This window comes from Roseburia sp. OF03-24, assembly GCF_003463035.1.
Lineage (GTDB): Bacteria > Bacillota > Clostridia > Lachnospirales > Lachnospiraceae > Roseburia > Roseburia rectibacter.
Genome location: NZ_QSCK01000031.1, coordinates 46,701 through 54,207 on the forward strand (window position 1 = coordinate 46,701; position 7,507 = coordinate 54,207).

The window sequence follows — 7,507 nt, forward strand, 5'->3', positions numbered from 1 at the left end:
TCGTTGTTGGAATGGAGTATATTACTATGGAAATAAAAAAAGCGGAAATCAAAATGAATAGCAAAAAGGGAGAAAAATAATAAGAACGGTGGAAAATTGTAAGAAATCTGTAAGAAATATCCCACTTTTTTTGTAAGAAGCCCCGGATAAGATAGACATAGGCTTTAAGGAGGAGTAAATACAGCATGAGTGAATGTATATTAGTCGTGGATGACGATCGTGAGATCGTAAGGGCAATCGCAATACTTTTGGAAAAGGAGGGATATCAGGTATTAAAAGCGTATGATGGCATGCAGGCATTAGAGCTCATAGCGGAGCAGAAGGTACATCTGGTGATCATGGATGTCATGATGCCAAAACTCGACGGATTATCTGCGGTATTGAAAATACGCGAGCGAAAAAACATTCCGATCATTGTGCTCAGTGCAAAGAGTGAGGACACAGACAAAGTCTTAGGACTGTCCATGGGAGCGGATGATTATGTGGCAAAACCTTACAATCCACAGGAGTTAGCAGCGCGTGTGAAAAGTCATCTCCGCAGGTATACAAGTCTTGGGGATATTCATAAAGCAGATGATGATGGATGTATCACGAATGGCAGACTGGAGTTTCATACGAATGAGCGAGTGCTTTATGTGGACAAAGAGCCAGTCAGACTGACTGCGACGGAGACAAAGATCATGGAGCTTTTGATGAAACATCCGGGACGCGTTTTCCCGGCGGAGGAAATTTACGAGCGTGTCTGGAATGAGCAGGGGTATGCATGCGAAAATACGGTCATGGTCCATATCAGGCGCATCCGTGAAAAAATTGAACTCAATCCAAAAGAGCCGGAATACTTAAAGGTGGTGTGGGGAATTGGCTATAAAATCGAAAAAATGGAAAAATAGGATTGTATTTTTAGTGTTCTTTATCGGAATCAGTATGCTGATGGCAGGAATCGGCAGATTTGCATATGAGAGCTATTATATCGGTGTGGATGAGGTCTGTGCGGAACTGAAAGAAAAGGACTATCAGGAGTCTAAAGAATTTAGAAACACCGTGCTGAACAGATTTTATACGTTTCTTGATGTGGCGACAGGAAACTATCATGGGGACAGCGGATATAGCGGCAGTGCTGTGACTGAGGAAAATATTGACGATTATCTGTCATCGGGAGGAAATTTTTTTGATAGGCTGTTTGGAACAAATAACAGAATTTCGGAGTATGTAGTGGACACGGCTGCGACGTCGGACATTTATGAAAACCCGGATGCAGCAGAGACTGCGGGCACAGATGAGAACTCTTCCACGACGTATGAGGAGGTGTCAGACACGGAACATATTTATATGGCGTCTGACGACAGTACCGGTTATCAGGAAAAAGGCGAAGAAGAATATTTTGCGGACGTTAATAAGGATCATAATTTTTTCTATGAGATCTGCTATGACGGAAAAATAATGTATTCAAATATGCCTGATGATGTAACAGATGCTACATCATCAGATGGCGCATCCTCTGATGGGAAAAACAACACGGCTGCTTTGTTAAAAAATCTTCCGGAGGGGTATAATTATGCATTTCATTTTGATGGGAAAAAAGTGACGATCGAAAAAGACGGAGTGGAGCAGGATGTCTATGGAGATGGCATTTACCGCGAGGGAGAGGACTGGTATGTACCGGGTTTTCAAAACCTGATGGGAAAAAAATCCTGGGAGAAAGCGGATATCCGGATCATCATAGCAAAAGATCCGGTGCAGTATATGGGAGAAGATGATGCCGGAAATTCCTGGATCTGTAATTCTTTTTACGATCTTAACATACGGTGGACGCAGCAGCATAAACGCTATATACAGGCAATTTATTTTATCATTGCAGGCATTCTTTGTCTGTGTGCCAGCAGATTTTTCAAAGATGCAAAGAAACAGGAAGATAGCGTGATCGCCGCCCTGAGTGCGAAAATCTGGTTTGAATGGAAAATCTTAGCTACGATTCTGGTGCTGCTTCTTGTCTTGAGGATACAGTATGATTTTCCGGGTCTGGTGGAACTGCCGGTGATTTTTTGGCTCTGTTATTTCTGGATCAATGATGCAAAATATAATAAAAAAATCTGGCAAAATGGATTTTTCGGAAAACTGCTCGCACAGGCAGAGACAAAAAATATGTCCCTGCCATTTGCAAAACGGCTGGTAAGGGCTCTGTATGGGATCATTGGAATTACGGTATTTGGGCTGGCGGTAACTTGTGTGATGCTTGTTTTACTGCTGATCGTAAATTACAGACTGGCAAATTTTATTTACTGGCTGTTACTGCTGACCGGATTTGCAGGGGTATTTTGTATCCTGCTTGGTATGGAATATTTCTATCAGAAAAGAAACCGGAATTTGGCAAAATCTTTAGAACAGCTTTCAAAAAGGATTACAGAGATCAGTAGTGGACATTATGAACCGGCGGATATGGTGAAAGCACAAGACAGTGATATCCGCGCCATGGAAGAAACGTTAGAGCAGATCGGACAGGGCATGGAAACTGCGATAGAGGAGCGTATCAAGAGCGAGCGCATGAAAGTGGAACTGGTGGCAAATGTATCCCATGATATTAAAACACCGCTTACATCTATTATCAGTTATATTGAACTTTTAAAACAGGAGGAAAATCTGTCGCCGGAGATTCAGGATTATATCCGGATTCTGGAAGAAAAATCGGAGCGGCTGAAAAATATGGTGCAGGATGTATTTTCTGTCAGCAAAGCGGCATCCGGACAGCTTGCGGTCGAGATGGAAGAAATTGATTTTGGAAAGCTTCTGCGGCAGACACTTGCAGATATGGACGGTGAGATTCAAAAGAGCCCGTACAAATTCAAAATTGATATACCTAAGGAGGCGGTCATGGTATATGCCGACGGAGACCGGATGTACCGGGTATTCCAGAATCTGATCGGTAATGCACTCAAATATTCGCTGGAGGGTTCACGGATCTATATTTCATTAAAAACAGAGAAAAATGCTGCAGTTGCAGATATTCGCAATACATCGCGCAGTGAATTAAAACAGGATGTGGATTTTACCGCACGTTTTACAAGAGGGGATGAGAGCCGTACCGATGGCGGAAGCGGGCTGGGACTTTCGATTGCGAAAAGTTTTACGGAGGCCTGCGGAGGAATATTTGAAGTGGAAACGATGGCGGATCTTTTTACAGTAAAGGTCAGTTTTGAGTTGAGACAGCAATAATTTGTCTAATAAGAATAGAAAACGGATTGTGGGAGAAAAATCTGTTGTTGTCAATGATGGCACATAAAATGGAAAAATATTCCATAATGTTGTGCAATTTGATGATAATAGTGTATAAAGTACTTCCTGCAATCCGTTTTTTTGCATGAAACGAAAATAAATGAGAAAAAATATCAATAATGTTATTGACATCTAATGAACGTTAGCATATACTAACCAACGTAAGAAATGAAAATCATTATCAATACAGTAGGAGAAAAGAGGAAGAAATGATGCCGCTTACTATGTTAAACACAGGAGAACCGAGTATTATTAAAAAAGTCGGTGGAAAAGAAGAAACCAGAAGATTTTTAGAGAATCTTGGATTTGTTCCAGGCGGAGAAGTGACAGTCGTATCAGAGATCGACGGGAATATGATCGTCAACATCAAGGATTCAAGAGTTGCGATCGGAAAAGATATGGCGAATAAAATTATGGTATAAAACTGTTGCAACAGCACAGTTTCATGATACAAAAATGAAAAGGAGCGAAACGATGAAGACGTTGAAAGAAGTAGCCTGCGGCAGTACCGTAAAGGTCAAGAAACTGACTGGCGAGGGTCCGGTCAAAAGAAGAATCATGGACATGGGCATCACGAAGGGTGTTGATATTTTTGTAAGAAAAGTAGCACCGCTTGGCGATCCGATCGAAGTAACTGTAAGAGGATATGAGTTATCTTTAAGAAAAGCAGATGCTGAGATGATCGAGGTAGAGTAAATTTTTTTGCCCTGATGTTAGCAAGTGCTAACAAAAGGAAGAAAAAACAAACACATGACAGCACAATCAAACATAAGACAGCACAAACAAACACAAGCAAGTTGTAGCAAACTAAAATAAAAGGAGAAAAGTTATGGCAGTAAAAATTGCACTCGCAGGTAACCCGAACTGCGGAAAAACAACTTTATTTAATGCTTTGACTGGTTCCAACCAATTCGTGGGTAACTGGCCTGGAGTAACAGTAGAAAAAAAAGAAGGTAAATTAAAAGGACATAAGGATGTTGTTATCATGGATTTACCGGGTATCTATTCCTTATCTCCGTACACACTTGAGGAAGTCGTTGCACGTAATTACCTGATCAGCGACAGACCGGATGCTATCTTAAATATCGTAGATGGTACCAATATCGAGCGTAACCTGTACCTGTCCACACAGCTTATGGAACTTGGTATTCCGGTTATCATGGCAGTCAACATGATGGATCTTGTTGAAAAGAATGGTGATAAGATACATATTGACAAGTTAAGCAAAAAACTTGGATGTGAGGTTGTTGAGATCTCTGCATTAAAAGGAACCGGTATCCAGAAAGCTGCTGAGAAAGCAGTAGCACTTGCACAGCAGAAGAAAAATATGGTTCCGGTACATGAATTTTCCAAAGATGCTGAAGAAGTGATTGCAGAAGTTGAAAACAAGCTGACAGGTATCGTTGCAGAAGATCAGAAACGTTTCTTCGCAATCAAGTTATTAGAGAAAGATGACAAGATCAAAGAGCAGATGAAATCTGTTCCGGATGTATCAAACGAGATCAAAGAAATGGAAGATAAATTTGATGATGATACAGAAAGTATTATCACAAATGAGCGTTATGTATACATTTCATCTATCATCGGTGAATGTATCACAAAGAGCAATAAAGAAAAACTTACAACGTCCGATAAGATCGACCGTATCGTAACAAACCGCTGGCTTGCAATCCCAATCTTTGCAGTTGTCATGTTTTTGGTATATTATGTATCTGTAACGACGGTTGGTGCTATTTTAACAGACTGGACAAATGATACACTCTTCGGTGAATGGATCATCCCGGGAGCACAGAGCTTATTTGAAAATATCGGATGCGCTGACTGGCTGACAGGTCTGATCGTAGATGGTGTGATCTCCGGTGTTGGTGCAGTACTTGGTTTCGTACCACAGATGCTTGTACTGTTTTTGTTCCTTGCATTCCTAGAGTCCTGCGGTTACATGGCACGTGTCGCATTCATCATGGACCGTGTGTTCCGTAAATTCGGACTTTCCGGAAAATCATTCATTCCGATGCTGATCGGTAGTGGATGTGGTGTTCCTGGTGTCATGGCTTCAAGAACGATCGAAAATGACCGTGACCGTAAAATGACGATCATGACAACAACGTTCATCCCTTGTGGAGCAAAACTTCCGATCATCGCATTGATCGCAGGTGCTTTCTTCAACAACGCCGGATGGGTTGCATGGAGTGCTTATTTCGTAGGTGTGGCAGCAATCGTCTGCTCCGGTATTATTTTAAAGAAAACAAAAATGTTCGCTGGCGATCCGGCACCATTTGTTATGGAGCTTCCGGCATATCACTGGCCAACAGTTGGAAACGTATTAAGAAGTATGTGGGAGCGTGGCTGGTCTTTCATCAAAAAAGCCGGTACAATTATCACATTATCAACAATCATCTTATGGTTCTTAATGAACTTTGGATGGACGGACGCTGGCTTTGGAATGTTAAGTTTTGATGGTCTGGAAGGTGCAACACTTGAGGCTGCACAGGCAGAATGTATTCTTGCAAAAGTTGGTTCCGCAATCGCATGGATTTTTGCACCTCTTGGATGGACACAGAGTGGTAACGGCTGGAAGATGTCAGTTGCAGCAGTCAGCGGTCTGATTGCAAAAGAAAACGTCGTAGCAACATTTGGTATGTTATTTGGTTTTGCAGAAGTTGCAGAAGATGGTGCCGAGTTCTGGGGTAATCTTGCAGCTGTTATGACTCCGGTAGCTGCATATGGCTATCTGGTATTCAACCTCTTATGTGCACCTTGCTTCGCCGCAATGGGAGCAATCAAGAGAGAGATGAATAATGCAAAATGGTTCTGGTTTGCAATCGGATATCAGTGCGGTCTCGCATACGTAGTATCCTTATGTATCTATCAGATCGGTACATTGATCACAACAGGTACGTTCGGCATTGGAACAGTTGTTGCATTCATACTGATCGCTTGTCTGTTATATCTGTTATTCAGACCTTATAAAGAGAGCGATACATTAAAAGTAAATGTAAAAGGCATGGCAGGCGCAAGATAAGCACTGCTTCTAAAGTGGCTGCCGTGTGTTGACACGGCAGCCATATTTATAACAAGGAGGAAAACAAGGAGGAAAATCCTCTGCTCCTGCAGTGGCAGTCGCATTTTCCTTCGGAAAACAAGGAGGATTATCTTATGGGAACAATTGTAACGGGAGCAGTCGTTGTGGTAATTGTAGGGCTTATCATCCGCAGCATGGTTCACGATAAGAAAAACGGAAAATCTCTTCAGTGCGGAGGAGATTGCAGTCAGTGCGGAGGGCACTGTCATTAATACAGGAGGGAGACCATGACGGCAGGAGTAAACAGTCAGAAAAAGAAAAATCATGAAACGGCGAATTACCATAGAAACCAGATGCAGAAAGAAATTGTCATTCAAAGATTGAGAGAACAGGGTTGTCGTATTACCAAACAGCGTCTGATGCTGCTTGACGTGATTCTCAATGAAGATTGTTCATGCTGCAAGGAAATTTATTACAGAGCAGCAGAAGTTGATCCGGGAATCGGCGCGGCAACTGTTTATCGCATGGTCAATTTATTAGAAGAAATCGGGGCTATCAGCAGAAAAAATATGTATCGGATCGCATGCGGGGCGGTATGTGACAGAGAAAAGGCATGTACGATCGAACTTGATGATGATACTGTAAAAGAATTATCCGCAAAAAGCTGGAATGCAGTCGTACTTGCAGGTTTAAAAGCATGTGGTTATGTCGACAAACAGGGAATCAAAAGCGTTGTAGTGCAGTCCTGCGACTGTGAAGAAGCAGGCTGATAAGAAATGGAGAAATTTATGTTAAAGATTACGGTGGACGTAGACGGAATGCAGTGCGGCATGTGCGAAAATCATGTAAATGAAGCAGTTCGCGGGGCATTTCCGGTCAAAAAAGTATCTTCCTCTCATGGCAAAAAGCAGACCGTGATCATCACGGAACAGGATATCGATGAGCAGGAATTGAAGGCTGTCATTGACGGAACAGGGTATGAGTCAGGGGCAGTCAAAAAAGAGCCATATGAGAAAAAAGGGTTGTTTGGATTTTTGAAATAAACAGCTATTGCATAGAAAAAAAGTAACGGTTTAAAATGGTTACGCGAAAAGCAGGAATTCCAGAAGTGGGATTCCTGTTTTTTATAGGCTGATGACATTTCCGATAAATGCTGGTTTGCGGGTGCCATGAGTTTCCTCGTGTAGGGTGGTTCCGGGGGTTTTCGATTGGCAA

General features: G+C 42.1%; 8 protein-coding genes. All 8 read left to right on the forward strand.

The genetic code is table 11. The features are described 5' to 3' along the window. Nucleotides 1–185 precede the first annotated feature (185 nt). Nucleotides 186–890, forward strand: a complete 705-nt coding sequence (locus DXA60_RS14800) for a response regulator transcription factor (RefSeq protein WP_117922127.1) — start codon at nt 186–188, stop codon at nt 888–890. After that, nucleotides 859–3,210 (forward strand): sensor histidine kinase, encoded by a 2,352-nt coding sequence (locus tag DXA60_RS14805; RefSeq protein ID WP_117922128.1) that lies wholly within the window; start codon nt 859–861, stop codon nt 3,208–3,210. The genes DXA60_RS14800 and DXA60_RS14805 overlap by 32 nt, the downstream gene beginning before the upstream one ends. Before the next feature lie 269 nt (nt 3,211–3,479). Beyond that, nucleotides 3,480–3,692, forward strand: coding sequence for a FeoA family protein (locus DXA60_RS14810; protein WP_117922129.1), 213 nt, complete (start codon nt 3,480–3,482; stop codon nt 3,690–3,692). 52 nt (nt 3,693–3,744) lie between these two features. Then, on the forward strand, nt 3,745–3,966 hold the full coding sequence (locus DXA60_RS14815) for a FeoA family protein (protein WP_117922130.1): 222 nt from the start codon (nt 3,745–3,747) through the stop codon (nt 3,964–3,966). Between the two features lie 133 nt (nt 3,967–4,099). Beyond that, nucleotides 4,100–6,292 (forward strand): ferrous iron transport protein B, encoded by a 2,193-nt coding sequence (feoB, locus tag DXA60_RS14820; RefSeq protein WP_117922131.1) that lies wholly within the window; start codon nt 4,100–4,102, stop codon nt 6,290–6,292. Between the two features lie 134 nt (nt 6,293–6,426). Then, nucleotides 6,427–6,564, forward strand: coding sequence for a FeoB-associated Cys-rich membrane protein (locus tag DXA60_RS14825; protein ID WP_117922132.1), 138 nt, complete (start codon nt 6,427–6,429; stop codon nt 6,562–6,564). 15 nt (nt 6,565–6,579) lie between these two features. Then, nucleotides 6,580–7,062 carry a Fur family transcriptional regulator gene (locus DXA60_RS14830; RefSeq protein ID WP_117922133.1) on the forward strand — a complete coding sequence of 161 codons (483 nt, stop codon included), beginning with the start codon at nt 6,580–6,582 and terminating at the stop codon, nt 7,060–7,062. An 18-nt stretch (nt 7,063–7,080) separates the two neighbouring features. After that, nucleotides 7,081–7,335 (forward strand): heavy-metal-associated domain-containing protein, encoded by a 255-nt coding sequence (locus DXA60_RS14835; protein WP_117922134.1) that lies wholly within the window; start codon nt 7,081–7,083, stop codon nt 7,333–7,335. Nucleotides 7,336–7,507 lie beyond the last annotated feature (172 nt).

Coding starts and splice junctions, on each gene's coding strand:
- DXA60_RS14835 (WP_117922134.1), top strand. CDS start 7,081: ATGTTAAAGATTACGGTGGACGTAGACGGAATGCAGTGCGGCATGTGC.
- feoB (WP_117922131.1), top strand. CDS start 4,100: ATGGCAGTAAAAATTGCACTCGCAGGTAACCCGAACTGCGGAAAAACA.
- DXA60_RS14815 (WP_117922130.1), top strand. CDS start 3,745: ATGAAGACGTTGAAAGAAGTAGCCTGCGGCAGTACCGTAAAGGTCAAG.
- DXA60_RS14825 (WP_117922132.1), top strand. CDS start 6,427: ATGGGAACAATTGTAACGGGAGCAGTCGTTGTGGTAATTGTAGGGCTT.
- DXA60_RS14810 (WP_117922129.1), top strand. CDS start 3,480: ATGATGCCGCTTACTATGTTAAACACAGGAGAACCGAGTATTATTAAA.
- DXA60_RS14800 (WP_117922127.1), top strand. CDS start 186: ATGAGTGAATGTATATTAGTCGTGGATGACGATCGTGAGATCGTAAGG.
- DXA60_RS14830 (WP_117922133.1), top strand. CDS start 6,580: ATGACGGCAGGAGTAAACAGTCAGAAAAAGAAAAATCATGAAACGGCG.